Origin of the sequence: Actinoplanes sp. GCM10030250, from assembly GCF_042666575.1 — a bacterium.
Classification (GTDB): Bacteria; Actinomycetota; Actinomycetes; order Mycobacteriales; family Micromonosporaceae; genus Actinoplanes.
The window spans coordinates 264,785-291,092 of sequence record NZ_JBHTDO010000004.1 but is presented as its reverse complement, the minus strand read 5'-3'; the positions used below and the strand labels follow the sequence as shown (position 1 = coordinate 291,092).

The 26,308-nt window shown below is 69.4% G+C and carries 27 protein-coding genes; 17 read left to right on the top strand and 10 right to left on the bottom strand.

Features of this window, described 5'->3' with window-relative positions:
- Positions 1-46: 46 nt before the first annotated feature.
- The 4 genes from ACFQV6_RS09235 to tkt all read right to left on the bottom strand — a co-directional run bounded on the left by ACFQV6_RS09235 (position 47) and on the right by tkt (position 5,911).
- Complete coding sequence (locus ACFQV6_RS09235; protein ID WP_378026934.1) at positions 47-1,030, bottom strand: glucose-6-phosphate dehydrogenase assembly protein OpcA; 984 nt, start codon at positions 1,028-1,030, stop codon at positions 47-49.
- A complete protein-coding gene (gene zwf / locus ACFQV6_RS09230; RefSeq protein WP_378026933.1) occupies positions 1,027-2,544 on the bottom strand; it encodes a glucose-6-phosphate dehydrogenase in 1,518 nt (505 codons plus the stop codon). Before zwf ends, ACFQV6_RS09235 begins: the two co-directional genes overlap by 4 nt.
- Positions 2,545-2,621: 77 nt before the next feature.
- Positions 2,622-3,758, bottom strand: a complete 1,137-nt coding sequence (gene tal / locus ACFQV6_RS09225) for a transaldolase (RefSeq protein WP_378026932.1) — start codon at positions 3,756-3,758, stop codon at positions 2,622-2,624.
- 38 nt (positions 3,759-3,796) lie between these two features.
- Positions 3,797-5,911, bottom strand: a complete 2,115-nt coding sequence (gene tkt / locus ACFQV6_RS09220; protein ID WP_378026931.1) for a transketolase — start codon at positions 5,909-5,911, stop codon at positions 3,797-3,799.
- A 258-nt stretch (positions 5,912-6,169) separates the two neighbouring features.
- Between tkt and ACFQV6_RS09215 the strand changes: the two genes are divergently transcribed.
- The 3 genes from ACFQV6_RS09215 (at position 6,170) to ACFQV6_RS09205 (ending at position 8,620) form a co-directional block, all read left to right on the top strand.
- On the top strand, positions 6,170-7,135 hold the full coding sequence (locus ACFQV6_RS09215) for a heme o synthase (protein ID WP_378026930.1): 966 nt from the start codon (positions 6,170-6,172) through the stop codon (positions 7,133-7,135).
- A 204-nt stretch (positions 7,136-7,339) separates the two neighbouring features.
- A complete protein-coding gene (locus ACFQV6_RS09210; RefSeq protein WP_378026929.1) occupies positions 7,340-7,633 on the top strand; it encodes a hypothetical protein in 294 nt (97 codons plus the stop codon).
- Positions 7,634-8,620, top strand: coding sequence for a RimK family alpha-L-glutamate ligase (locus tag ACFQV6_RS09205; RefSeq protein WP_378026928.1), 987 nt, complete (start codon positions 7,634-7,636; stop codon positions 8,618-8,620).
- A 451-nt stretch (positions 8,621-9,071) separates the two neighbouring features.
- On the opposite strand, the gene ACFQV6_RS09200 is transcribed toward ACFQV6_RS09205, so the two are convergent.
- On the bottom strand, positions 9,072-10,034 hold the full coding sequence (locus ACFQV6_RS09200; protein ID WP_378026981.1) for a heme A synthase: 963 nt from the start codon (positions 10,032-10,034) through the stop codon (positions 9,072-9,074).
- Positions 10,035-10,190: 156 nt separating this feature from the next.
- On the opposite strand from ACFQV6_RS09200, the gene ACFQV6_RS09195 reads away from it, so the two are divergent.
- The 10 genes from ACFQV6_RS09195 (at position 10,191) to ACFQV6_RS09150 (ending at position 18,702) form a co-directional block, all read left to right on the top strand.
- Positions 10,191-10,901, top strand: a complete 711-nt coding sequence (locus ACFQV6_RS09195; protein ID WP_378026980.1) for a helix-turn-helix transcriptional regulator — start codon at positions 10,191-10,193, stop codon at positions 10,899-10,901.
- Complete coding sequence (gene sufB, locus ACFQV6_RS09190) at positions 10,894-12,315, top strand: Fe-S cluster assembly protein SufB (protein WP_378026927.1); 1,422 nt, start codon at positions 10,894-10,896, stop codon at positions 12,313-12,315. Before ACFQV6_RS09195 ends, sufB begins: the two co-directional genes overlap by 8 nt.
- A 36-nt stretch (positions 12,316-12,351) precedes the next feature.
- Positions 12,352-13,479, top strand: coding sequence for a Fe-S cluster assembly protein SufD (sufD, locus tag ACFQV6_RS09185; protein ID WP_378026926.1), 1,128 nt, complete (start codon positions 12,352-12,354; stop codon positions 13,477-13,479).
- On the top strand, positions 13,476-13,808 hold the full coding sequence (locus ACFQV6_RS09180) for a non-heme iron oxygenase ferredoxin subunit (protein WP_378026925.1): 333 nt from the start codon (positions 13,476-13,478) through the stop codon (positions 13,806-13,808). The genes sufD and ACFQV6_RS09180 overlap by 4 nt, the downstream gene beginning before the upstream one ends.
- On the top strand, positions 13,805-14,563 hold the full coding sequence (gene sufC, locus ACFQV6_RS09175) for a Fe-S cluster assembly ATPase SufC (protein WP_378026924.1): 759 nt from the start codon (positions 13,805-13,807) through the stop codon (positions 14,561-14,563). Before ACFQV6_RS09180 ends, sufC begins: the two co-directional genes overlap by 4 nt.
- Before the next feature lie 11 nt (positions 14,564-14,574).
- Positions 14,575-15,804, top strand: a complete 1,230-nt coding sequence (locus ACFQV6_RS09170; RefSeq protein WP_378026923.1) for a cysteine desulfurase — start codon at positions 14,575-14,577, stop codon at positions 15,802-15,804.
- On the top strand, positions 15,801-16,256 hold the full coding sequence (gene sufU, locus ACFQV6_RS09165) for a Fe-S cluster assembly sulfur transfer protein SufU (protein WP_378026979.1): 456 nt from the start codon (positions 15,801-15,803) through the stop codon (positions 16,254-16,256). Before ACFQV6_RS09170 ends, sufU begins: the two co-directional genes overlap by 4 nt.
- A 206-nt stretch (positions 16,257-16,462) precedes the next feature.
- Positions 16,463-16,873, top strand: coding sequence for a metal-sulfur cluster assembly factor (locus tag ACFQV6_RS09160; RefSeq protein WP_378026978.1), 411 nt, complete (start codon positions 16,463-16,465; stop codon positions 16,871-16,873).
- A gap of 83 nt (positions 16,874-16,956) precedes the next feature.
- Entirely contained in the window at positions 16,957-17,709 is a 753-nt protein-coding gene (locus tag ACFQV6_RS09155) for a maleylpyruvate isomerase family mycothiol-dependent enzyme (protein WP_378026922.1), read from the top strand.
- A 150-nt stretch (positions 17,710-17,859) separates the two neighbouring features.
- Positions 17,860-18,702 (top strand): LLM class flavin-dependent oxidoreductase, encoded by an 843-nt coding sequence (locus ACFQV6_RS09150; RefSeq protein ID WP_378026921.1) that lies wholly within the window; start codon positions 17,860-17,862, stop codon positions 18,700-18,702.
- On the opposite strand, the gene ACFQV6_RS09145 is transcribed toward ACFQV6_RS09150, so the two are convergent.
- Complete coding sequence (locus ACFQV6_RS09145; RefSeq protein WP_378026920.1) at positions 18,667-19,404, bottom strand: alpha/beta fold hydrolase; 738 nt, start codon at positions 19,402-19,404, stop codon at positions 18,667-18,669. The genes ACFQV6_RS09150 and ACFQV6_RS09145 overlap by 36 nt on opposite strands.
- 93 nt (positions 19,405-19,497) lie before the next feature.
- On the opposite strand from ACFQV6_RS09145, the gene ACFQV6_RS09140 reads away from it, so the two are divergent.
- The gene (locus ACFQV6_RS09140) at positions 19,498-20,187 is read left to right on the top strand and encodes a bleomycin resistance protein (protein ID WP_378026919.1); all 690 of its coding nucleotides are present in this window, start codon (positions 19,498-19,500) and stop codon (positions 20,185-20,187) included.
- Here ACFQV6_RS09140 and ACFQV6_RS09135 read toward each other — a convergent pair.
- Both ACFQV6_RS09135 and ACFQV6_RS09130 read right to left on the bottom strand, forming a co-directional pair.
- Complete coding sequence (locus ACFQV6_RS09135; RefSeq protein WP_378026918.1) at positions 20,135-21,409, bottom strand: MFS transporter; 1,275 nt, start codon at positions 21,407-21,409, stop codon at positions 20,135-20,137. The genes ACFQV6_RS09140 and ACFQV6_RS09135 overlap by 53 nt on opposite strands.
- Before the next feature lie 81 nt (positions 21,410-21,490).
- Positions 21,491-22,180, bottom strand: a complete 690-nt coding sequence (locus ACFQV6_RS09130) for a histidine phosphatase family protein (protein ID WP_378026917.1) — start codon at positions 22,178-22,180, stop codon at positions 21,491-21,493.
- Positions 22,181-22,242: 62 nt separating this feature from the next.
- On the opposite strand from ACFQV6_RS09130, the gene ACFQV6_RS09125 reads away from it, so the two are divergent.
- Positions 22,243-22,833, top strand: coding sequence for an AAA family ATPase (locus ACFQV6_RS09125; protein WP_378026916.1), 591 nt, complete (start codon positions 22,243-22,245; stop codon positions 22,831-22,833).
- Between the two features lie 231 nt (positions 22,834-23,064).
- Entirely contained in the window at positions 23,065-23,667 is a 603-nt protein-coding gene (locus tag ACFQV6_RS09120; RefSeq protein ID WP_378026915.1) for a LysE family transporter, read from the top strand.
- Between the two features lie 113 nt (positions 23,668-23,780).
- Here the strand turns inward: ACFQV6_RS09120 and ACFQV6_RS09115 are convergent, their stop codons facing one another.
- Positions 23,781-24,461, bottom strand: coding sequence for a DNA alkylation repair protein (locus ACFQV6_RS09115; RefSeq protein WP_378026914.1), 681 nt, complete (start codon positions 24,459-24,461; stop codon positions 23,781-23,783).
- 32 nt (positions 24,462-24,493) lie between these two features.
- Between ACFQV6_RS09115 and ACFQV6_RS09110 the strand changes: the two genes are divergently transcribed.
- Entirely contained in the window at positions 24,494-25,138 is a 645-nt protein-coding gene (locus ACFQV6_RS09110; RefSeq protein ID WP_378026913.1) for an acVLRF1 family peptidyl-tRNA hydrolase, read from the top strand.
- Between the two features lie 96 nt (positions 25,139-25,234).
- Here the strand turns inward: ACFQV6_RS09110 and ACFQV6_RS09105 are convergent, their stop codons facing one another.
- Complete coding sequence (locus ACFQV6_RS09105; RefSeq protein WP_378026912.1) at positions 25,235-26,140, bottom strand: neutral zinc metallopeptidase; 906 nt, start codon at positions 26,138-26,140, stop codon at positions 25,235-25,237.
- Positions 26,141-26,308 lie beyond the last annotated feature (168 nt).

The window sequence follows — 26,308 nt, the reverse complement described above, 5'->3', positions numbered from 1 at the left end:
GCCCGCCGCGGTGCGGCGGGCGGACCTGTAAGAACATTCAGTTTTGTCAGGCGGGGGAGCCGGCGATGGCGGCCATCGCGGGGTCTTTCCAGACGTGTACGCGCATCGGCGGCCGCCTGTCCAAATCGGTCACCCCGGCCATGGCACCGAGCGCCGCCGCGTAGATCTGGTCGGCGTCGAGCCGGCGCAGCTCCTCGGCGAGCTCGTCACCGACGGGCCGCTTCGGCAGCGGCATGTACCGGTCCTCCTGGCCGGTACGGCTGAACAGCGCCGTGTCCTCCTCGCGGGTGACCCGTACGCAATCGCCGTTCTCGCATTGCAGTTCCACCGAGTGCAGGCGCGGAGACCGGTCGGTGTGCTCCAGGACCGGCTCGATGCCGAGGCGGGACTTGAGCCAGCCCAGCATCAGCCAGCCGGTCGGGTCGTGCTCGGGTGCCACGATCCGGGCTCCGGTGACCCGCGCGTCGGTGCTGTCGAAGGCACCGGCGACCAGGGTGCGCCAGAGGGTGATCCGGGTCCAGGTCAGGTCGGTGTCGCCGGGGGCGTAGTCGATCGCCCGCTGGCGCAGCGCGGCCACCGGGTCCGGTGCCTGGGCGCTGTCGGTGATCCGCCGGTCCGCCACGACGCCGAGGAAGTCGTTGGCGATCATGTTGGGCGGTTCCTCGTGCCACCAGGAGACGACCGGGACGTCCGGTGCGAGCAGCGGCATCACGACCGACTCGGCGTGCAGGGCGAGCCGCCCGTACATCCGCATGACGACCGCCTCGGCGGGGCCGAGGCGCCCGCCCACGACGATCTCGGCGTCCAGCCGGCTGCGGCCCTCCATGTCGGAGCGGACCACGATGAGCAGCCGGCAGGGGTGCGCGGCCGCGGCGATGGTGGCCGCCGCCTCGGCTTCGCGGACCTTCTTCTCCTCGACCACCGCGATCAGGGTGAGTGCCAGGCCGGAGGCGACGCCGCCGGCACTGCGCCGCTCGGCGGCCAGGGCCTTCACTACCTCGTTGCCGGTGGTGTCCCAAAGCCCGATCATGCTCGCCTCCACGCACGGCCCTCGCGGGCCAGCATCTCGTCGGAGGCCCGCGGGCCCCATTCACCGGCCCGGTACGGCTCCGGCTTGGTGCCCGCCCAGGCCGCCTCGAGCGGGTCGACGACCCGCCAGGACTGCTCCACCTCGGCCGCGTCCGGGAACAGCGTCCGGTCGCCGATCAGGACGTCCAGGACGAGCCGCTCGTACGCCTCCGGGCTGGACTCGGTGAACGCCTCGCCGTACTGGAAGTCCATCGCGATGTCGCGGACCTCCATCGACGTGCCGGGCACCTTCGAGCCGAACTTGAGCACCACGCCCTCGTCCGGCTGGACCCGCACGACGAGCTGGTTGTGACCCAGCATCTCCACGTCGGCCGGGTCGAACGGCAGGTGCGGCGCCTGTTTGAAGAGGATCGCGATCTCGGTGACCCGGCGCGGCATCCGCTTGCCGACCCGCACGAAGAACGGCACACCGGCCCACCGGCGGTTCTGGATGCCGAGGCGGACCGCCGCATACGTCTCGGTGGTGGAGTCGGCCGGGATGTTCGCCTCTTCCAGGTATCCGGGGGCGCGCTCGCCGGCCACCCAGCCGGGAAGGTACTGCCCGCGGACGGAACCGGTGGCGATGTCGGCGGGAAGAGCGATGGCCCGCAGGACTTTGAGCTTCTCCGCCCGTACCTCTTGGGGGTCGAAGCTTGTCGGTTCTTCCATGGCGACCAGCGCGAGCAGCTGCAGCAGATGGTTCTGCAGTACGTCGCGCGCCGCGCCGGAGGCGTCGTAGAACGCCGCCCGGCTGCCGATGCCGACGTCCTCGGCCATCGTGATCTGCACACTGTCGACGTACTTCGAGTTCCACACCGGCTCGAACAGGCTGTTCGCGAAGCGCAGCGCCATGATGTTCTGGACGGTTTCCTTGCCCAGATAGTGGTCGATCCGGAAGACGTCCTCCGGGATGAACACGTCGTCGACCAGCTGGTTGAGCTGGACCGCGCTCTGGTAGTCGTGGCCGAACGGCTTCTCCACCACCACCCGGCGCCAGCCGCCGGTCTTGGAGCTGTCCGCCATCCCGGTGCGGTTGAGCTGGTTGAGCACCAGCGGGAAGGCGGCCGGCGGGATGGAGAAGTAGAAGGCGGCGCTGCCGGCGATGCCGTTGCGCTCCTTCAGGTCGTCGAGGGTGGTGGCGAGCTGGTCGAAGGCGGCGTCGTCGTCGAACGAGCCGGGAACGAAGTGGAACTGGCTGTTGAGCCGCTGCCAGACGTCCTCGCGCCACGGTGTGCGGGCGCCCTTCTTGGCGGCGGCATAGGCGAGAGATTCGAAGGAGCCGTCGCCCCAGTCGGGCCGGGCGAAGCCGAGAACCACGAAGCCGGGCGGCAGCAGGCCACGGTTGGCCAGGTCGTACACGGCCGGGATGAGCTTTTTACGGGACAGGTCACCGGTGACGCCGAAGATGACCAGAGCGCAGGGCTCCGGGATCCGCGGAAGCCGACGGTCCTGTGCGGTACGCAGCGGATTACCCACGTTGCCATCCTGCCATTTTTCGAGAGACGGAACGGCCTGTCGCGAGACTTCCGCGACAGGCCGCCAATCGTTACGCCTCAGGCCGCGTCGCTGGGGTTCTCAGCGCCCTTGCTGGCTGCCTTGAGCGACTTCTCGACGCCCTCCAGCAGTTCCTTCCAGCTGGCCTCGAACTTGTCGACGCCCTCGTCCTCGAGGACCTTCACCACGTCGTCGAAGTCGACACCGATGGCCGCGAGGACGGCGAAGACCTTCTTGGCGTGGTCGTAGTTGTCGGTGATCGAGTTCTTCTTGGTGGTGCCGTGGTCCTCGAACGCGATGATCACGGACTCCGGCATGGTGTTCACCGTGCCGGGCGCGATCAGTTCCTCGACGTAGATCGTGTCGGGGAAGTCCGGGTTCTTGGTGGAGGTCGACGCCCACAGCGGGCGCTGCGGGTGGGCGCCGGCGGACGCGAGGGCCTTCCAGCGGTCACCGCCGAAGACCTCCTCGTACGCCTCGTACGCCAGCCGGGCGTTGGCGATCGCCGCCTTGCCCTTGAGCGCCTTCGCCTCGTCCGAGCCGATCTTGTCGAGGCGCTTGTCCACCTCGCTGTCCACGCGGGAGACGAAGAACGACGCGACCGAGCCGATCTTGGACAGGTCGTGCCCGTTCTGCTTCGCCTGCTCCAGGCCGGCCAGGAACGCCTCCATGACCGCCCGGTAGCGCTCCAGCGAGAAGATCAGCGTGACGTTGACGCTGATCCCCGCGGCGAGCGTGGCGGTGATGGCGGGCAGGCCCGCGAGCGTCGCCGGGATCTTGATGTAGAGGTTCTCCCGGTCGACGAGCCACCAGAGGGTCTTCGCCTCGGCGACGGTCGACGCGGTCTCGTGCGCCTTGCGCGGGTCGACCTCGATCGAGACGCGGCCGTCGACACCCTTCGAGCGGTCGTACTCCGGCCGCTCCACGTCGCACGCCCAGCGGACGTCCTTGGCGGTCATCAGGCGGACGGCCTCCTCGACCGTCACCTTCTGCGCCGCCAGGTCACGCAGCTGCTCGTCGTACGCGTCCGCGTCGGAGAGCGCCTTCTGGAAGATGCTCGGGTTCGTGGTCACGCCGACCACGTGCTGGCCGGTACGCATCTTCTCCAGCGAGCCGCTGGTCAGACGTACCCGGGAGAGATCGTCGAGCCAGACCGCGACGCCCGCGGCGGACAGCTCGGCAAGCCTGTCTGTCATTTCCCTCAACTCCTGAATGTAGGGAAGAACCTGTGCGTTCAGTTGCCGGTCTTGTGCCCGGTGATCTCGCCGACCTTGGCGAGGGAGGCGTTGGCCTTCGCGACGACGTTGTCAGCGGTGAAGCCGAACTGCTGGAAGAGGATCGTCGCGGGCGCGCTGGCGCCGTAGTGCTCGATGCTGACGGCCTCGCCGGCGTCACCGAGGAGGCGGTCCCAGCTCATCCGGATGCCGGCCTCGACCGTGACCCGTGCCTTGACGCCGCGCGGCAGAACCTCCTGCTGGTACGCGGTGTCCTGCTGGAAGAACCACTCCTGGCACGGCATCGACACGACCCGGGTCGGTGTGCCGTCGGCCTCGAGGCGCTCCTGGGCGGTCAGCGCGATCGACACCTCGGAGCCGCTGGCGATGAGGATCACCTTCGGCGTGCCGCCGGACGACTCGGAGAGGATGTAGCCGCCCTTGAGGGTGCCCTCAGCCGACGCGTACTTGGTGCGGTCGACGGTGGGCAGGTTCTGCCGGGACAGCGCGAGCGCGGTCGGGCGGTCACCGTGCTCCAGGGCGCCGCGCCAGGCCCACGCGGTCTCGTTGGCGTCGGCGGGGCGGACCACGTCGAGGCCGACGATGGCGCGCAGCGCGGTCAGCGTCTCGATCGGCTGGTGCGTCGGGCCGTCCTCGCCGAGACCGATCGAGTCGTGCGTCCACACGAAGACGACCGGCAGCTTCATCAGCGCGGAGAGGCGGACCGCGCCGCGCATGTAGTCGCTGAAGACCAGGAAGGTGCCACCGTACGGGCGGGTGCCGCCGTGCACCGCGATGCCGTTGAGGATCGAGCCCATGCCGTGCTCGCGGATGCCGAAGTGCAGGGTCCGGCCGTACTCGTGGCCGGGGAACGCCTCGGTCGCATACTCCGAGGGGATGAAGGACGGCTCGCCCTTCATCGTGGTGTTGTTGCTCTCCGCGAGGTCGGCGGAACCGCCCCACAGCTCCGGCAGGACCGGGGCGAGCGCCTCCAGGACCTTGCCGGACGCGGCACGGGTGGCCAGGCCCTTCGGGTCCGCGGGGAACTCGGGCAGCGCCTTGTGCCAGCCCTCCGGCAGGGCCTTGGCGGCCAGCCGGTCGTAGAGCTTCTTGCCCTCGGCGTTGCCGGCGGCCCAGGCGTCGAACGCCGTCTGCCACTCCGCGTGGGCTTCCTTGCCGCGCTCGACGACCTGCTGAGCGTGCTTGACGACCTCGTCGTCGATGGCGAAGGGCTCGTCGGCGAAGCCGAGCAGCTCCTTGGTGGCGGTGATCTCGGCGGCGCCCAGTGCCGAACCGTGGATCTTGCCGGTGTTCTGCTTCTTCGGCGCCGGCCATCCGATGATCGTCTTCAGCACGATGAACGACGGGCGGTCGGTCACCGCCTTCGCTGCCTGGATCGCGTTCCAGAGCTCCTCGGCGTCCTCGGTGTACGGGTCCGTCCCGCGCCAGTCGACCGTCTGGACGTGCCACCCGTACGCCGCGTAGCGCGCGCCGACATCCTCGTTCTTCGCGATCCGGGTGTCGTCCTCGATGGAGATCTGGTTGTCGTCGTAGATCACCACGAGATTGCCGAGCTTCTGCACCGCCGCGATGGCGCTCGACTCGTGGCTGACGCCCTCCTCGATGTCGCCGTCCGAGGCGATCGAGTAGACGAAGTGGTCGAACGGCGACTCACCCGCGGCGGTGTCCGGGTCGAACAGGCCGCGCTCGCGGCGGGCGGCCATCGCCATGCCGACCGCGTTGCCGATGCCCTGGCCGAGCGGGCCGGTGGTGATCTCGACGCCGGGGGTGTGCCCGTACTCCGGGTGGCCCGGGGTGAGCGAGTCCCACTGGCGCAGCGTCTTCAGGTCGTCCAGCGACAGGCTGTAGCCATTGAGGAACAACTGAACGTAAAGGGTGAGGCTGGAGTGACCACAGCTCAGAACGAAGCGGTCGCGTCCCGCCCAGTGCGGATCCGTGGGGTCGTGCCGCATGACACGGTTGAACAGCAGATAGGCGGCCGGTGCCAGGCTCATGGCGGTACCGGGGTGGCCGTTGCCGGCCTTCTCCACGGCATCCATGGCCAGCACCCGGGTGGTGTCCACCGCCTTGCGGTCAAGGTCGGACCAGTTGAGAGCGGGATCTTTGGCAGCCACGTCGGTTGTTCTCCTCGGGCAAAATTATGGAACCCTTTTCGGCTTGACCCTATCCAGTCGGGTTAAACACGTGCGCAGCGAACGCCTTAGGCACATACGCTGTGAGCGGACATGGCGGTTCAGAATGTGTGACCGTCTGCACCTGAACCGGGTGCCCCGAGCAGCGGAGACGACTGCGCGTAGGCTGTCCGGGCGGGCCGCCGGGTCGTCACCCGGCAACGGCCGCGAAACAGAGCCGATGCCGGAAGGTGGCTGTCCGTGAGCATGATCACCGAGCGTCCTGTCCCCGGACGGACGCCCGGCGTGACGGAGCGCCCAGCCAGCGCCCCGCGCGTCAAGGCCCGACGTGACCGGATGGCGATCCTCCGGGCCTATGTGGCGCTGACCAAGCCGCAGATCGTCGAGTTGCTTCTGGTCACCACCGTGCCGACGATGATCGTGGCGGCGGGTGGCTGGCCGGACCCGCTGACCTTCGCGATCGTGCTGGTCGGTGGTGGACTGGCGGGGGGCGCGGCGAGCGCCCTCAACTGCTACATCGACCGCGACATCGACGAGCTGATGCGGCGGACGAAGCGCCGTCCACTCCCGGCGAACACGATCACTCCGCGAGCCGTGCTGATCTTCGGACTCACGATGTCGGTGGTGTCGGTCGTGCTGATGGCCGCCTTCACCAACTGGCTGGCCACCGCGCTCACCGCGGCGTCGATCTTCTACTACGACGTCGTCTACACGCTGTGGTTGAAGCGGCGCACGCCGGCCAACACGTTCTGGGGTGGAGTGTGCGGCGCCGCTCCGGTGCTGATCGGCTGGGCCGCCGTCACCGGCGGGCTCTCCCCGATGGCATGGGCGCTTTTTGCGGTTGTCTTCTTTTGGCAGATGCCGCACTTCTATGCGCTCGCCATCAAGTACAAGGACGATTACGCACGGGCAGGCGTCCCGATGCTGCCGGTGGTCCGCTCGATGAAGCGGGTCAACTTCGAGATCGTCCTCTACACAGTCCTCACCCTCGCGGCGTCCCTCGTGGCCTGGCCGCTCGGTCTCGGCCTCGTCTACGGCGTCACCGCGATCGTCATGGGCGCCGTCTTCCTCGGTGAAGCGGTCCGCCTGGCGTACCGGAGCCGCACCGACGAGACAGTGAAGCCGATGCGGCTGTTCCACATGTCGATCACGTACCTCACCGTGGTCTTCATGGCGGTCGCGGTCGATGCCCTGATCGCTGGCTGAGCGCAACCGTCGCACACGATGCCCGGATTGTGGCTAGAGTTCGTTACTGTCCGTCACTCGAAGGCTTGATTGTCGGGCGTGGTGCAATTCGGGCGTTACCGGTTCATTAAGGCGCCTGTTTGTTTGAAACCTGCTGGTAATTGGGGTCACAAAACACCTGCGGAGTGCCCCGGATGCACAGGATGACCTTCTAGGCTGCGCAACATGGCAGAAGGTTCCGTTACGACACTGACTACCGACATCAAGTCCTTCGCCGCCGAGCACGGTGGTGCGAAGGCGGTGGTGGAATACGTCGGTAAGCGCGGCGCCCGCATCGTCCTCGTCGGAGAGGACGGCGAGTGGTCCGACCAGTTCGCCAAGGACACCGGCATCGCCCGTGAGGCATGCGAGCACGCCGGCGTCTCTGTGGAGAACGAGTGGGAGCGCGAGCTCTTGGAGCAGATGCGACCCAGCAACGACCTGTGGCGTTCCATGGCGCGACGGAGCATGGCCCGCTAGATGAGTCACGAAGCCCGGGTAGCGCTGGTCACCTGCGCGACCTTCCCCGACCTCTGGGACGACGATCACCCCTTGCGCGACGCCCTGCGCGAGCGCGGGGTGATCGTCGAGGCCGTCCGCTGGGACGACCCGGACGCCGACTGGACCCGCTTCGACCTCACCGTTCTCCGCTCACCCTGGGACTACGTTGCCCGCCACGACGAGTTCGTCGCCTGGGCGCGCTCCGTGCCCCGCCTCGCCAACCCGGCCGACATCGTCGCCTGGAACACCGACAAGACCTACCTGAACGACCTCGCCGCGGCCGGCATCCCGATCATCCCCACCACGTTCGTCGCGCCCGGCGACACCTGGACCGCAGGCGACATCGGGACGGCAGGCGGCAACGGCACGGCAGGCGGCAACGGGACGGCAGGCGGCAACGGGACGGCAGGGGACACCGAGACCGCAGGGGACACCGGGACCGCGCCGACCGCCGGCGACTGGGTGGTCAAGCCCACCGTCTCCGCGGGCAGCAAGGACACCGGCCGCTACACCCTCCCCGCCCAGGCCGCGTTGGCCGAGGCCCACGTCGCCCGGCTGACCGATTCCGGCCGCACCGCGATGATCCAGCCCTACCTCGCCGCCGTCGACACCGCGGGTGAGACCGCCGTCCTCTGCACCCCCGACGCGACCGGCGAGCTGACCTACAGCCACGCCATCCGCAAGGGCGCGATGCTGCGTGGTCCCGGCGAGGGCGCCCACGAACCCGGCGACGAGACGATCACCGCCCGCACGCCCAGCCCCGCGGAACTCCAGGTCGCCGAGCGCGTCCTGGCAGCGATCCCGGGCGGCGCGAAACGCCTCCTCTACGCCCGGGTCGACCTCATCCCCGGCCCCGACGGCACTCCGATGCTCATCGAACTCGAGCTCACCGAGCCGTCACTCTTCCTGCTCACCGCACCGGATGCGGCCCCCCGTCTGGCGGAAGCGATCATCTCGCGCCTGTGACTTCCGGTCACGGTCAATTCCTTTTTGGTACGAGAGTCGGCTCCCGAAAACCCAGCTACGTGTCCCGCCGGCACACGCGATCCACTGCCGACTCCAGGCCGCAGCGCGCCTGCCGGGCTGAACTGCCGGGTCCAGGCCGACGGCTCCCGATCGTGTGGAGTTCTACCGAAACGGCGTGCCCCAGGTCCACAACATCCGGTCAAGCCGCCGATGTGTCCTCAACGGGCGTCGATGAGCTGCCGTGAGCTCGACCCGGCAGCTCGACCCGGCAGCTCGACCCGGCAGCTCGACCCGGCAGCTCGACCCGGCAGCTCGACCCGGCAGCTCAGCCCGGCGGTCGCGGCACAGGCTCGATGGGCAGGTGATCGCGTGGACAGTGGAGAGCTTTGCGTCGGGCGTACAAGAAAAGCTTGAAGGGCGACCGATGCTCTCAGATCTGGGCCGCAAGAGGTCAGGCGGTGGGGACCGGGTGTTTGGTGGTCGGGAGATCGCTGGCCACGGCGGCGTCGGGGGTGAGAGCGGGGCGGGTGCGCAGTGACCAGAGCAGCGACAGCGTGGAGGTCCAGACGAGGCCGGAGCCGAGCATGTGGGCGGCTACCAGGATGACCGGGAGGTGAGTGAAGTACTGGACGAAGCCGATCAGCCCCTGAGCCAGCTCGACGGCGATCAGCACCGCCGCGGCCTTGATCGCGGTGGCCGGGGCGTTCACGGCGCGCAGGGCGTACCAGAAGGCGACTGACAGGCCGATGAGCAGGAAGACCAGGTCGGCGTGGACCTGGGAGATCGTGGCCGGGTCGAGGCCGTTGCGCTTGGCGCCCTGGTCGCCGGAGTGCGGGCCGCTGCCGGTGACGACCACGCCGGCGGCGATCACGGCGAAGCTGGCCAGCGTGGTGATGCGGCCGAGCGTGCGCAGCGGGGCCGGCACCAATGAGACCGGTTCGCCGTCGCCCTCGTCGATGCGGCGCCAGAAGGCGTAGGCGCCGGCGATCAGCGCGATCGAGAGGATGAAGTGCAGCCCGACCACCCACGGGTTGAGGTTGGTCAGCACGGTGATGCCGCCGATCACGCCCTGCCCGGGGATGCCGAGTGCGACCGCGACCGACAGGACGGTCAGCGAGCGCCGGCGGTGGGCCAGCGCGCCCAGGAAGCAGGCGACCGCGAGGCCGACCAGGACGAACGTGAGCAGCCGGTTGCCGAACTCGATGACGCCGTGGACGCCCATCTCGGCCGTGGTCGTGTAGGAGTCGTCGGTGCAGCGGGGCCAGGTCGGGCAGCCGAGGCCCGAGTTGGTCAGGCGGACCGCGGCGCCGGTGACGATCAGTGCCACGTTGGCGACGAGGGAGGCCAGGGCCAGCGGGCGCAGGATCGCACCCAGGCGTACGGCGAGGCGGGTGGCGCCGAGCCACGACGTCAAAGCGGACACGCGGGCATCGTACGCTCGTACCAGATCATGATTTTTCCCAGCTCCGGGAAGCGGTGGGGTGGATCACCGGAGTTCGGTTTGCAGGCCTCGGAGGAAATACGTAACGTTGGAGTAGTGAAAACCGAGGTGCTGATCCGGACCGGTGCGATGGCGTCCGCCACCGCTGCGGACGGCCGCACCCGTGACCGGGTCGCGCAGCTGCTCCTGGAGCGCGGCGCGGCGACGGCCGCCGAGATCGGCGCCGAGCTGGGGCTGAGCCCGGCCGCGATCCGCAAGCACCTCGACGCCATGCTCGCCGAGCAGTTCGTCGAGGCCCGTGAGGTCCGGGCCGCCGGTCCGCGCGGGCGGGGCCGTCCCGCCAAGCGTTTCGTGCTGACCGCCGCCGCCCGGGAGAGTTTCCCCCACCACTACGACGGCATCGCCACCGCCGCACTGCGCTGGATCGCCGAGCACGGCGGCCCGGGTGCGGTCAGCTCGTTCGCCGCCACCCAGGTTCAGGCGCTCGAGGAGCGTCTGCGGGCCGCGCTGCTGCCGGCGGGCACCGATCCGATCGCACGGGCCGAGGCGCTCGCTGAGGCGCTGACCGCCGAGGGCTACGCTGCCAACGCGACCACGATCGCGTCCGGCGGGCAGCTGTGCCAGCATCACTGCCCGGTGGCTCACGTGGCCGCCGAGTTTCCTCAGCTGTGCGACGCCGAGACCGAAGTCATCTCCCGGCTCATCGGCACCCACGTGCAGCGCCTCGCCACCATCGCGCACGGCGACGGGGTGTGCACCACGCACATCCCCGCCCCGCAGTGCGCCCCCGCCACAACCGTTACCACCGCCGCAATCACGGTAAGGACAGATAATGACTGACCAGATCGTCACTCAGGAAGAGCACCTTGCCGCGCTCGGCAGGTACGAGTACGGCTGGGCCGACAACGACACCGCGGGCGCGACCGCCCAGCGGGGTCTGTCCGAGGCTGTGGTGCGCAACATCTCCGGCCTGAAGAGCGAGCCGCAGTGGATGCTCGACCTGCGCCTCAAGGGCCTGCGCCTGTTCGACCGCAAGCCCATGCCGAACTGGGGCGCCGACCTCACCGGCATCGACTTCCAGAACATCAAGTACTTCGTCCGCTCCACCGAGAAGCAGGCCGCCTCCTGGGAGGACCTGCCCGAGGACATCAAGGCGACGTACGACCGGCTCGGCATCCCGGAGGCGGAGAAGCAGCGCCTGGTCGCCGGTGTCGCCGCGCAGTACGAGTCCGAGGTCGTCTACCACGCGATCCGTGAGGACCTCGAGCAGCAGGGTGTGCTCTTCCTCGACACCGACACCGCGCTGAGGGAGCACGAGGAGCTCTTCCGGGAGTACTTCGGCACCGTCATCCCGGTCGGCGACAACAAGTTCGCCGCGCTGAACACCAGCGTGTGGTCCGGCGGCTCGTTCATCTACGTGCCGAAGGGTGTGCACGTCGACATCCCGCTGCAGGCCTACTTCCGGATCAACACGGAGAACATGGGCCAGTTCGAGCGGACCCTGATCATCGCCGACGAGGGCAGCTACGTGCACTACGTCGAGGGCTGCACCGCGCCGATCTACTCGTCCGACTCGCTGCACTCCGCGGTCGTCGAGATCGTCGTGAAGAAGAACGCCCGGGTGCGCTACACGACCATCCAGAACTGGTCGAACAACGTCTACAACCTGGTCACCAAGCGCGCCACCTGCGAAGAGGGCGCGACCATGGAGTGGGTCGACGGCAACATCGGCTCCAAGGTGACGATGAAGTACCCGGCGGTCTACATGACCGGCCCGCACGCCAAGGGCGAGGTGCTCTCGATCGCCATGGCCGGCGAGGGCCAGCACCAGGACTCGGGCGCCAAGATGGTGCACGCCGCGCCGCACACCTCCTCGACGATCATCTCCAAGTCGATCGCCCGGGGCGGCGGCCGCACGTCGTACCGCGGTCTGGTGCAGGTGCTGGAGGGCTCGTCCAGCTCGAAGAGCACGGTCAAGTGCGACGCGCTGCTGGTCGACACGATCTCCCGCTCCGACACGTACCCGTACGTCGACATCCGCGAGGACGACGTGAACATGGGTCACGAGGCGACCGTCTCCAAGGTCAGCGAGGACCAGCTCTTCTACCTGATGAGCCGCGGCCTCACCGAGGACGAGGCGATGGCGATGATCGTGCGCGGCTTCATCGAGCCGATCGCCAAGGAACTGCCCATGGAGTACGCCCTCGAGCTGAACCGCCTGATCGAGCTGCAGATGGAAGGGGCCGTGGGTTAATCAGCCCGGCCATTCGCAAAGCGGATTAAGGAAGAAATGACTACCGAGGCCATCGCCCCGCCGAGCACCAAGTCGCAGGTGCTGCGCTCCTTCGACGTCGCCGAGTTCCCGGCCCTGAACGGGCTGGAGGAGGAATGGCGATTCACCCCGCTCAAGCGACTGCGTGACCTGGTCACCGCCACGTCGCTGACCGGTGCGGCGCCGTCGGTCGAGTACGGCGACCTGCCGGCCGGCGTGACGGTGTCCTCCACCGGCGACGCGGACGCGGTGCTCACCCCGTTCGACCGGATCAGCGCGCTGGCGTACGGCTCGGCTGCCGGTGTCACCGTTATCGAGGTGGCGCCCGAGGCCGAGCCGGCCGAGGCGGCGGTCATCCGGCTGGTCGGCAAGGGCGGTGACGCCGCGGCGGCGCGCACCTATGTGAAGGTGGGCAACTTCGCCAAGGCGACGATCGTGCTGGAGCAGACCGGCTCGGTCACCCTCGCCGACAACATCGAGGTCGTGGTCGGCGACAGCGCCCAGCTGACCTTCGTGACCCTCGCCGAGTGGGACCGCGACGCCGTCCAGGCGCAGCACGTGAAGATCCGGGTCGGCAAGGACGCCCGTGTCCAGCACGTGCAGGTCACCCTCGGCGGCGACCTGGTCCGCCAGTTCACCAGCGTGGAGTACACCGGGCGCGGCGGCGACGCCGAGCTGTGGGGTCTCTACTTCGCCAACGCCGGCCAGCACCAGGAGCACCGCCAGCTGGTCGACCACAGCGTGCCCGACTGCCGCAGCTACGTGGGATACCGCGGCGCGCTCCAGGGCGCGTCGGCACACACCGTCTGGGTCGGCGACGTGCTGATCCGGGCCACGGCGACCGGCACCGACACATACGAGATCAACCGGAATCTGATCCTTACGGACGGGGCGCGCGCGGACTCCGTACCCAATCTGGAGATCGAGACCGGCGAGGTCGCCGGTGCCGGCCACGCGAGCGCAACCGGCCGCTTCGATGACGAGCAGCTCTTCTATCTGATGGCTCGCGGCATCACCGAGGGTGAGGCCCGCAAGCTGGTGGTCCGCGGCTTCTTCGCCGAGCTGATCAACAAGATCCCGGTCGAGGAGCTGCGCGAGCGCCTCGGCGACACGATCGAGGCCCGGTTGGCCTCGGCCGGTTCATGAACTTCGAGTACGTCGGTCCGGTCACGGACGTCGCCAAGGGCACCGCACTCCAGGTGGAGGTCGACGGTGTCGAGGTCGCGGTCGTGCACGCCGACGACGACAACTTCTACGCGGTCCGCGACGAGTGCAGTCACGCCTCGGTGGCCCTCTCCGAGGGCGAGGTCGACGGCTGCACGCTGGAGTGCTGGTTGCACGGCTCCCGCTTCGACCTGCGTACCGGTGAGCCTTCCGGACCGCCCGCCATCGAGCCGGTGGCGATCTTCCCCGTCGAGATCCGCGACGGCGACATCTACGTTTCGACGACACCGAGCAATGGAGTAGAGCCGTGAGCACCCTGGAGATCCGCGACCTGCAGGTTTCGGTGAAGCTGCCGGATGGCGAGCTGAAGCCGATCCTGGCCGGGGTCGACCTGACCGTGAAGGCCGGCGAGACCCACGCCATCATGGGTCCGAACGGTTCCGGCAAGTCGACGCTTGCCTACTCGATCGCGGGCCACCCGAAATACGAGATCACCGGTGGTTCGGTGACGCTCGACGGCGTCGACGTGCTCGCGCTGACCGTCGACGAGCGCGCCCGCGCCGGCCTCTTCCTGGCCATGCAGTACCCGGTCGAGGTGCCCGGTGTCTCGGTGGCGAACTTCCTGCGCACCGCCAAGACCGCTATCGACGGTGAGGCGCCGAAGCTGCGCACCTGGGCCGGCGAGCTGCGCGGCGCCATGGAGAAGCTGCAGATGGACCCCGCGTTCGCACAGCGCAACGTGAACGAGGGCTTCTCCGGCGGTGAGAAGAAGCGTCACGAGATCATGCAGCTGGAGCTGCTGAAGCCGAAGGTGGCGATCCTCGACGAGACCGACTCCGGCCTCGACATCGACGCCCTGCGGGTCGTCAGCGAGGGCGTGAACCGGGTCCGCGAGACCGGGCAGACCGGCCTGCTGCTGATCACCCACTACACGCGGATCCTGCGCTACATCAAGCCGGACTTCGTGCACGTCTTCGTGGCCGGCCGGATCGTCCAGGAGGGCGGCCCCGAGCTCGCCGAGCTGCTCGAGGCCGAGGGCTACGAGAAGTTCCTCACCCGGGCCTGACAGGGGTTTTCATGAGCTTCGACGTCGAGCGGGTTCGTAAGGACTTCCCGATCTTCCAGCGGGAGGTCAACGGGCACCCGCTGGTCTATCTGGACAGCGCCAACACTTCGCAGAAACCGGTGCAGGTGCTCGACGTCATGCGGGCGCACCAGGAGCGGTACAACGGCAACGTGTCCCGCTCCGTGCACACGCTCGGCACCGAGTCGACCGAGGCGTACGAGGGCGCGCGATCCAGGATCGCCGCCTTCCTCGGTGCGGGCAGCCCGGACGAGGTGGTGTTCACCAAGAACTCCACCGAGGCGATCAACCTGGTCGCCCACTCGCTCGGGCAGATGCTGCGCCTCGGCCCCGGCGACGAGGTGGTGATCTCCGAGATGGAGCACCACTCCAACCTGGTGCCCTGGCAGCTGCTCTGCGAGCGGACCGGCGCCACGCTGCGCTGGTTCGGGATCACCGATGACGGCCGGCTGGACGAATCCGGTCTGGACTCGTTGATCAACTCGCGGACGAAGATCGTCTCGTTGGTACACATGTCGAACGTGCTGGGCACCGTGAACGACGTGTCGCGGATCGCTCAGGCTGCTCGTTCGGCCGGCGCGCTGCTGATGCTGGACTGCTCGCAGTCGGTGCCGCACCTGCCGATGGACGTGCGGACCCTGGGCGCCGACCTGATCGCCTTCACCGGGCACAAGATGCTCGGCCCGACCGGCATCGGCGTGCTCTGGGGCCGGTTCGACCTGCTCGCGCAGATGCCCCCGTTCCTGGCCGGCGGTTCGATGATCGAAACCGTCACGATGACCGGCACCACCTTCGCGGCGCCGCCGGCGCGGTTCGAGGCCGGCACGCCGCCGATCACCCAGGCGATCGGCCTCGGCGCGGCGGTGGACTACCTCACCGGGCTGGGCATGGAGGCGATCCACCAGCACGAGCAGGACATCACCCGGTACGCGCTGGAAGCTCTCACCGCCGTACCCGGCGTCCGGATCTACGGGCCCGCGACGGTCGAGGGCCGCGGCGGCACGGTGTCGTTCGGCGTCGACGGGGTCCACCCGCACGACGTCGGGCAGATCCTGGACGCGCTCGGTGTCGAGGTGCGCGTCGGCCACCACTGCGCGCGGCCGGTGTGCTCGCGCTTCAGCGTGCCGGCGATGACCCGGGCCTCGTTCTACCTCTACACGACCACGGACGAGATCGACGCCCTGGCGCGCGGTCTCGACCAGGTGCGAAAGGTCTTCGGCTGATGCTCGACGGGCTCTACCAGGAGATCATCCTCGACCACTACAAGCATCCGCACGGCCGGGGACTGCGCGACCCGTTCGACGGGGAGGCGCACCACGTCAACCCGACCTGCGGAGACGAGATCACCGTACGGGTCGCCGCCGACCTGTCGGACATCTCGTACGACGGACTCGGCTGCTCGATCAGCCAGGCCTCGGCATCGGTGTTGCACGAACTGCTGAAGGGTAAGGACGTCACGACCGCGTCCGAGATCCACCACGCGTTCGTCGAACTGATGCAGGGCCGCGGCCAGGTCGAGCCGGACGAGGACGTACTCGGCGACGGCATCGCCTTCGCCGGGGTCGCCAAGTTCCCGGCTCGTGTGAAATGCGCACTGCTACCGTGGATGGCTTTCAAGGACGCGGCCGCCCGTGCCGGCGTGGAGGTGGGCGTGAGCCCGGAGGTGAAGGCATGACTGACAAACTCGAGACTGCTCAGACCGTGGCCACGGCTCCTGGCGCGGCCACCGACGTCGCGGACGAGGTCCCCGCCTGGCTGGCGGCGGAGCGCGCCGAGGCCGCGGAGGCCGGCGAGCCGGTCGACGTACCGGACGCCACCGTATTGGCCCCGGCCGACACCGCTTCCCCCGACGCGGCTGTCTCTCCCGAGGCCGCCGTCTCCATCGACCCGGCTGCTTCCGCCGACCCGGCTGCTTCTTCCGACGCGGCTTCCGGTGGCGCTGCTGATGCCGGCGCCGTGAAGCGCCCGAAGGCCACCGATGCCGACGTCGAGGAAGCGATGAAGGACGTCGTCGACCCCGAACTCGGCATCAACGTGGTCGACCTCGGCCTCGTCTACGGCACCCACGTCGACGACGACAACGTGGTCACCCTGGACATGACACTGACCTCGGCGGCCTGCCCGCTGACCGACGTGATCGAGGACCAGACCCGCCAGGCGCTGACCACCGGCCCCGGCGGCGGGCTGGTCCAGGACTTCCGGATCAACTGGGTGTGGCTGCCGCCGTGGGGCCCCGACAAGATCACCGACGATGGGCGTGAGCAGCTGCGGGCGCTGGGCTTCAACGTCTGAGAGCAGACCTTCGGGGTACGCCATGAGGGCGGTACGCGGCAAGCGTGCCGCCCTTTGTCGTACCCCGGTGGTAGAAACCGGGGATGACTCCGACACCGTCGTTCCCCGAGCTGCTGTCCCTGATCGAGGCACGATCCGAGGCGCTGCGCGAGGCCGCCGGCCCGGCCGACCCGGAGGCGCGGGTGCCCGGCTGTCCCGAGTGGTCGCTGCGCGATCTGGTCGCCCACCTCGGCGGTGTCCAGCGGTTCTGGGCCGTCACGGTGAGCCTGGCCGACGACTCGGCACCCCCTCCCGAGGAGCAGCGCCCCGACCGCGAGCCGCACGGTGACCTCCTGGAGTGGTCCGCCGAGTCCACCCGGCTCCTGCTGACCGCCCTCGGCGCCGCCAGGCCGGATGCGCCCAGCTGGGCGTGGTGGGCGGGGTCGGGTGCACCGCTGACCGCCGGCGCGGTGGCGAGGCACCAGGTGCAGGAGGCGGCGGTGCACGCCTTCGACGCCCAGGAGACCATCGGCAAGCCGGAGCCGATCCCGGCTGCGGTCGCGGTCGACGGCGTGGCCGAGTTTCTGTCGGTCTTCCTGGGCACGCTGGGGCCGTGGCCGCACCGCCCGGCCCGGGTGGCCTTCCAGGCGATCGAGGGCCCCTCCTGGACGCTGGACCTGTCCCCGTCCGGGGCACACGCCGACCCGGCGGCCAGCGGCGAGCCGGTGACCCGGATCCACGGCACGGCCAGCGATCTGGTCCTCTGGCTTTACCGGCGGATCGCCCTGTCCAGCGTCCGCATCGACGGCGACCGAGCGGTCGCCGAGCAACTCCGCGAATGGAGCATCGCAAGCTGAGGCGGCACCGCGGGCGGACCCTCGCGGGCCGGGGGCAGCCGCGGGCGGGATCTCTCGGGTGGGGGGCAGCCGCGGGCGGGATCTCTCGGGTGGGGGGCAGCCGCGCGGGCGGGATCTCGCGGGCTGAGGCGGCGGCGTAGTTTTCGATCTATGACCACTATCGGCGTTGTCGCCCTGCCGCAACTGGCCCCGGAACGTCTCCGCAGTGTCGCGGAAGCCGCCGACGAGGTGGGACTCGACGAGCTGTGGCTCTGGGAGGACTGCTTTCTGGCCGGCGGGATAGCCACCGCGTCCGCGGTCCTCGCCTGGACGAACCGTCTCAAGGTCGGCGTCGGCCTGCTCCCGGTCCCGCTGCGCAACGTCGCTCTCACCGCGATGGAGCTCTCCGCCCTGCACCGGCTCTTCCCCGGCCGCGCCACGATCGGTGTCGGACACGGCGTCCTGGACTGGATGGGCCAGGTCGGCGCCCGGGCGGAGTCCCCGATGACGCTGCTCAGTGAATACGTGGCGGCACTGCGCCAGCTGCTCGCCGGTTCCCGCGTGACCGTCGACGGGCGTTACGTGCATCTCGACGGCGTCGCCCTGGACTTGCCGCCGACCGCTCCCACCGAGATCCTCGTCGGGGCGGTCGGGCCCAGGACCATGCGGCTGGCCGGTGCGGAGGCGGACGGCGTGATCCTCACCGGCGGCACCACGCCCGAGCAGGTGCGGGCCGCCCGCCAGATCATCGGGACGGGCCGGCTGGTCGTCTATCTGCACACCGCGACCGGCCGGGACGCGGCCGAGCGGACCGAACGGGAGCGGGTCCGGTGGGGCTACCCGACTGTGGAGGACCGGATGGTGATCGGTGACGCGAGCGAGGTGGCGGACCAGGTTCGCCGCTGGGCGGACGCCGGTGCGGACACCGTGGTGCTGCAGCCCACCCCGGACGATCCGGACCCCGAGGGGTTCGTGCGGCTAGCCCAGGAAGTCCAGCAGCACCGGGTTCAGTAGGTCGGGGCGCTCCAGGCTGGGCAGGTGACCGGCCCAGTCCAGCTCGAGGTGGCGGGCGCCGGGCAGTACTCCGGCCAGGTGGATCGCGATCTCCCGGAAGTCCGGGAGGTCGTGGGCGCCGGAGATCAGCAGGGTGGGTGCGGTGATCCGGGCGAGATCGGGGTCGGTGTGCAGCGGGCCGGTCTCCTCCGGGGCGGCGAGCTGCACGTCGAACGCGTGGTGCTGCATAGCCCGTACCCTCTCCCGGGTTTGATCGTCGGCCTCGGGGCCGAGCCAGAGATCCACGTTGAGTGACGTCGCCCCCGCGACGTCTCCCGCCTCCAGCAGGGCGTCCTCCCGGTCGCTGAACTCACGCAGCCGGTCACTCGGCTCGTGCCCGGCCATCGCGGTGCAGAGCAGCGCCAGCCTGGTCACCCGCTCCGGCCACCGGCCGGCGATCTCGAGGGCGACCCGGCCACCGCCGGACGCGCCGACGACGGTGGCCGGCTCAGCGCCGAGCAGGCCGGCCACCGCGGCAGCCTCGTCGTAGGGCTGTGCGGGCACCGGGCTCTCGCCATATCCGGGCAGGTCACAGCGGATCACCCGGTGGCCGGCAGCCGCGAGGACAGGCACCTGCGGGTCCCACATCCGGCGGTCGCAGACCGTCGAGTGCAGCAGGAGGACAGCCGGGCCGTCGCCTGTCACATCAGAGGCAATAGTCATCAGCAGAGACCGTACATGGCCATACCCACTGCTCAGGGCTGCGATGTGCCAATCCATGGGCGCCGATCGCGCTGACCTGGATGAATGGTGGCCATGGCCGATGAGATGACCGTACCGCTGCTGCCCCGCGCCTCGATCGACGAGACGACCGAGTTCTACGCCGCCCTCGGGTTCCGGACCACCTTCCGGCAGGTGCGCCCCAACCCGTATGCCGCGATGCAACGGGGGGACCTCCACCTGCACTTCTTCGGGATCCCGGGCTTCGACCCCGCCGACTCGTACGGCACCTGCCTGGTCGTGGTGCCGGACATCGGAAAGCTCCACCGCGAGTTCGCCGCCGGACTGCGAACCCGTTACGGCCGGGTCCCGCTCTCCGGCATCCCCAGGATGACCCGCCCGCGTCCCCGCAAGAACAACGACGGCGTGACCGGCTTCAGCGTGATCGACCCGGGCGGCAACTGGATCCGGATCAGCACCACAGCGCCGCGGTCCACTCCGGACGCCCCCGGCCGCCTCGCCACGACGATGGCGAACGCGGTAGTGCTCGCCGACTCGCACGGTGATCCCCGGCAGGCGGCCCGGATCCTGGACACCGCCCTGCGCAAGGCCGGCACGTCGGAGGATCCGGCCGTCCTCGCCGAAGCGCTGATCTACCGCGCGGAACTCGCCACAACACTGGACGATCCCGCGACGGTGCGGGAGACACTCACCAAGCTGTCCGAAATGGATCTCACCGTGGAACAGCGGGAGCAGATCGCCGAGTTGCCGGCCGGCCGACCCTGATGCTCTTGGCCGGACTCTGCTCGTCGAGAGCCTCCCAGGCCGGAAGGAAGAACGGCGCGGAGGTGACCATCAGATAACCGATACCGGCAAGCAGTGCGGCCGTCTGCAGGCCCAGCAGGTCGGTCGCCCACCCGCCGACGAAACTACCGAAAGGGATCCCGGCCCAGGACACCGCGATCAGGACGCTCATCACCCGGCCGTGCATGTTCACCGGGATCCGCCGGTAGACCGACGCCAGCAGGATCGGGTTCACCGTCGACATCAGCGCGCCGGCGACGGCGGCGGTGGCCAGGACGATCCAGACCTCGTCGGTCAGGGCCAGCGCGAGCAGTTGGGCAGGGCCACCGACGAAGAAACAGACGCTGAGGGTACGACGACGCGGCATCCTGGGTCCGAGGATGGTGTAGAGGATGTTCCCGGCGACCGCACCGAGCCCGAAAGCGGTGCCGACCACACCGAGTGCCGCGGGACCGTGCGGACCCTCGCGCACCCACACCGGTACGAACACGGTCGCGAACGCCTGGTCGAACATGTTCGTCACGAAGAGCATCGACATGATGCCCAGGATGAGCCGGTCCTCGCGGACATATCGGAAACCGCTGCACAGCGCTGCCGCGTACCCCTGCTCCTCGATCTCCCGGGCCGAGACATCCGCCGTGCCGACGCGGACCACGAAGCCCAGCAACAGCGCGCAGACTCCGAAGGAGGCGGCGTCGAAAAGCAGCACCGTCGCCGGATCGGACGCGGCGATCAGCACCCCGGCGAGAGGTAGCCCGATCAGGGTCGCCGCGCGGGACATGCCGTCGTAGAGGGTGGTGCCGCGCTCGGTGGAGAGGCCGGAGGCGGCGATGGCCCGGGGGAGCAGGGCCCGTTTCGCCGCGTCACCGAACCCGCGAAGCGCGCCGGTCAGCGCGATCAGCGCCATCAGCGCGCCGAGCGAGACCGTCTCGCAGTAGGCCAGGACCGGGATGCCGGCGACCGCCACCACGCTCGCGGCGTCGGCGGCCACCGCCGTGGGCCGGGGACCGACCCGGTCCACGATCGGGCCACCCAGCAGGCCGGCCAGAACGTAGGGGAGCATCTCGGCGAAGCCCGCCACCCCGGCGAGCAGGGCCGAGTCCGTGCTCGTCAGCACCAGCCAGGGCAGGGCGACGAAGGTGATACGGCTGCCGAGCATCGAGATCGCCTCGGCCGTCAGCAGGGCGGCCAGTTGCCGGTTCACCGTGCACCGAAGGCGCGGTGAGGGAGGCACCGACTCAACATAAGTTCGCGGATTTGCCTTGGCAAGACGCTCATCGATGCGTCAGGCCGGCGGGAGGTGGTCGACGACGTTGTAGCGGTCGAGGACCAGGTGGCCCGGCGAGCCTTCGAAGCGGGTGATCGACGCATTGCGTACGCTGCCCGCCTCCGCCTCGACCGCGAGTACCTCGTCCCAGCTCAACTGCTCGATCACGGCTCGCATCATCAGCACCACCGCGTCGTGCGCGACCACCACGACCCGCTTGCCCGGATGTTCCGCGTGCAGATCGTCCAGGAAGGACTTGAGGCGCACCGCGATATCGGCGAACGACTCGCCACCCGGTGGGGCGTAGTTGTACTCACCGGCCTCGGCCCGCCGGCCCGCCTCGTCCGGGAACCGCTGCGCCACCGCCGCCCGCGTCAGCAACTCCAGGTCGCCCATCATCCGGTCCACCAGCCGGTCGTCCGTAACCGGCTCCGCGAAGTCGAGCCCCGACGCCTCCGCCGCGATCCGCCAGGTCTCCCGCGCCCGCGTGTACGGCGACGTGATCACCACCTGTGGCCGGTGCTCCTCCGGCAGGGCGGCCAGCCAGCTCCCCAGTGCCGCGGCCTGCGCCTCCCCGGTCTCGGTCAGCGGCACCTCAGCGTCGCGCCCGCTGACCTCCGTCTCCAGAAGTTCCTCCGCATCCGCTGCGGGAAAGGCGACATTCGCCAGGCTCTGCCCGTGCCGGACCAGAATCAGTTCAGCGACCATGATCGGACCTTATCGAGACAGACCGTGATTGGTCACGTTCCGAGGTCAGAAAGGAGCCCGATGTGACTACTCCCCGGCTGATCCTGCTCAACGGCCCGCCCGCAACCGGCAAATCGACCCTCGCGCGCCGTTATGTCGAGGACAACCCGCTCTCGCTCACCCTCGACATCGACCGCATCCGCGACCTCATCGGGGGCTGGCCCTCTCAGCCCTACGCCGCCGGGTTGCTGGCACGGTCGGTGGCTGTGGCCGGGGCGCGTGCTCATCTGGGGGCCGGGCATGACGTGGTGGTACCGCAGTTGCTGACCGACCCGGGGTTCGTCGGGGAGTTGGAGGAGGTGGCGGCTTCCGTGCAGGTGGCGTTTCACGAGGTCACGCTGCTCGATTCCAAGGAGAACGCCCTGCGCCGCCTGATCGAGCGGACCCACACCAGTCCCGATCCCACCCACCGCATCCCCAACCTCACCCTCCCTCCTGTCCCGCCCTCGCCCGCTGCTGCTGATTCACCCGGGCGCGGCGATGAGGCGTACATCAACGGGCTTTACGACCGTCTGACCGCTCTGCTCGCCACCCGCCCGGGAGTGAAGGTCATCCACAGCCACGAGGGCGACATCGACCGCACCTACCGGGACTTCCTCGCCTGCCTCTCCTGACGTTGGTGTCGTGAGCTGGCGCTCACGCAGGTAATGCGCCGGTGGTTGCCTGCCCGAGCGCCAGCCGGCCCCGGGTGCTGAAAATGAGTGGCCTCGGCCGGGGGAGCGGCTTGATGATGGCGGCGTGACCAAGTTGAAGCCGTACCTCGCTGTCCCTGTCGCTGTGGCCGACCGGGCCGTGCGGCAGCAGCAGACGGTGCCCGGTGGAACGGCGGTCGTGCAGCAGCTGTCATGAGCGGGGCATTTCTGGCCGGCGTGGTCGCCGGCTACGGAATTGCTGTGCCGGTGGGGGCCATCGCGGTGTTGATCGCGGGGCTCAGCGCCCGGACCTCGCTTCGGGTGGGTGCGGCTGCGGGGCTCGGGGCAGCTACGGCGGACGGGATCTACGCGCTGATTGCGGTCGCCGGTGGCGCTGTCGTCGCCGGAGTGATCGCGCCGATTGCCACCCCGCTCCGGTGGATCGGTGCGGCAGTGCTGCTCGGGCTGGCGGGCTGGACCGCTTGGGGAGCGATCCGGAGGCCCGGTGTCACGCAACGAGCGGAGCGGCCAACTACGGCGCTTCGTGCGTACGCCGGGATTCTCGGACTCACCCTCCTCAACCCGGCCACCGTGGTCTATTTCGCCGCGCTGGTGCTCGGTTCCGGCGGGACCGGGGGCGGCGTGTGGTTCGTAGCCGGTGCGTTCATCGCGTCCGCGAGCTGGCAATTGCTGATCGCCGGTGGCGGCACGCTGATCGGCCGGCTCCTCACCGGCCCTCGCGGCCGTCTGATCACCGCCTTCGTCTCCAGCATCGTCATCGCTGTCCTGGCGATCCGCCTGCTGACCACCGGCTGACGTCGCACCCGCCTGCCAGTCGAGGCCGCATTGACTTGCAGGCGGGCAGACAAGCCCCATCCGGCCACTGCCGACCGAGGCCGGCCGGTGCCGACCGGGACCGGGAGTGTCGCTCAGAGGTGCTTCGCTGCCTCCCGGACTGACAACGGTGACAAATCCGTCCCCGGGCCGGCCAGGAACCTCCGGACCGCTTCCGGGTCGGTGCGGGCGTAGTGCCGCAGCGCCCACCCGATCGCCTTCCGCACGAAGAAGTCGCGATGGCCCGCCTGCGCCGTGCAATATCCGAACAGCCGCTCCTCATCGGTAGCGGCCCCGTAGTGCAGCTGGTGCAGGATCGCCGCCCGCACCAGCCACATGTTCTCCTCGCGTGACCACTCGTCCATCGTGGCCGCGAGCGAGGGATGTCGTGTCACCAGGCCGCCCAGCACGCGGGTGGCCAGCGGGTCCACAGTGTCCCACCAGGACTTCGTCGTGATCAGCTCGGCGAGGACGGCCACGAACGCGGGTCCGGGCACGGCGACGTGGCGGGTCAGGTAGTCGCACGCGAACTGCTGGAACTCGCGGGCGTCGCGGCGCCAGCAGGCGAGGGCGACGGCGCGCAGGTCATCCTCGCCGGGGCTGGGCAGGCCGGCCAGGGCGGTGCGGGCCAGCGTGCGCCGGGCGGGGGCGGTGAGGCCGAGGAAGGGGAACTGGTCGCGCATGTAGGCGGCGGCGCCGACGGCCCGGGCGGGATCGCGGCCTGACTCGAACGCGGGGACGAGGCGCTCCATCAGGATCCCGGCGAGGTCGCTCATGCCGAGGATCCTGCCACCGTAGTCTGACAAGAATGGGCGAACGAGCGGCCGCAGGCGGCGGGAAATGGGTGGACGTCGCGCCGGAGCGGCTGCCCCGCTGGCTGGAGAATTTCCGGGCGCGGCACACGTCGTACCGTGAAGAGGGTCTGATTTTGATCGCTGAGGACGGTGTCTCGGCGACGCTGCACATGCCGCCCGGTGCCGGTTCGGCCGCGACGGTGGCGGAGTTGATCCTTCAGGCGCAGGCGCCGCGGCGGCTGGGGCTGCTGCTGGCCCGAAAGGGTGCGGTCGCGGTCGGTGTCGCGGACGGGCCGGAGCTGGTCAAGTCCAAGGTGGACACCCACTATGTGCAGGGGCGCACGGCGGCGGGTGGCTGGTCGCAGCAGCGTTTCGCGCGCCGCCGGGACAATCAGGCAAAGGCGGCGGCTGCCGACGGCGCCGGCATCGTGGGGCGCATTCTTCTTCCGGAGGTACGGGCAATGGCCGCACTCGTGGCCGGAGGCGACCGCACGGCCGTCGACGCGATCCTGGGTGCGCCGCAGTTGGCGCCGGTGGCCGCGCTGCGTGCCGGTCGTCTGCTGGATGTGCCCGAGCCGCGGCACGCGGTACTTGTCTCCGCTGTGGCCGCGGCCCGAGCCGTTCCGATTCTGATCAAAGAGCCCGCCGAGCGGGGCTAGCCCGAGGAGCCCGCCGGCGGATCAGCCGAGGCCCCGTGAGGCCTGATCAGCCGAGGGATTGCGCGGGCTGATCAGGTGAGGGCTTGCGCGGGCGGATCAGCCGAGGGCGCCCGCCTTGAACGTGTCGCACTGCTTCGGGTCGCCGGACTCGTACCCGACCTTGAACCACTGCTGGCGCTGCGCGGACGTGCCGTGGGTGAACTCCTTCGGGTTGACCTTGCCGCCGCCGCGCTGCTGGAGCGCGTCGTCGCCGATCTTGCCGGCGGTGTCGATGCCCTGCTGGATGTCCTGCTCGGTCAGGCTCTTGAAGATCTTGTCACCGTCCTTGTCGACGGTGTTGGCGGCCGCGTTCGCCCACGCGCCGGCGTAGCAGTCGGCCTGCAGTTCGAGCTTGACCGACTCCTCGTTGGCCGAGCCCGGGTCGCGTTCCTGGCGGCGGCGCATGTCCGCCTCGGTGCCGAGAACGTCCTGGACGTGGTGGCCGTACTCGTGAGCGAGCACGTAGGGCTGAGCGAACTCGCCGGGCGCACCCAGCTGCTGGGACAGCACCTCGTAGAAGGCCAGGTCGATGTAGACCTTGTCGTCCGCGGGGCAGTAGAACGGCCCGACGCCGGAGTCGGCGGACCCGCAGCCGGTGTTCACCGACTGCTGGAACAGATGTGTGGTGGCCGGCACGTACTGCTCGCCGAACGACTCCGGCAGCTGTCCCCGCCAGTACGCCTGGATCGACGTCACATAGAGCGCGTTGCGGCACTCCAGCAACTGGAGCTTCTGCTCCTCGCTGCAGCTGATCTGCTCACCGGTGGAGGTTCCTGGCTCGCCGCCCCCCATCGTGTTGATCCCGAAATAGCCGCCGACGAGGGCGATGACCAGGGTCACCACGATGCCGGCCAGGCCGCCGCCACCGATGGGCAGACCGCCGAGTCCGCCGCCTCCGCCGCCCGAGCGCCTGCCGTCCTCGATCTGACTGGTGTCGATGTCGGCGCGTTCGTTGAGTTCCATGTCGTCCTACCTTCGCCACGGTTGACCGGCGAGTACCCGATGATCTTGTGAATTAATCGGGTGGGAGTCATGTCGGGCGGCCCGGTACTATGGGTGTCGTGCTGCTCTGCGAAGGCTGACCTGCCCAGCGCCGACCAACCCGGGAGTTGATGACTCCTACCGGATGGC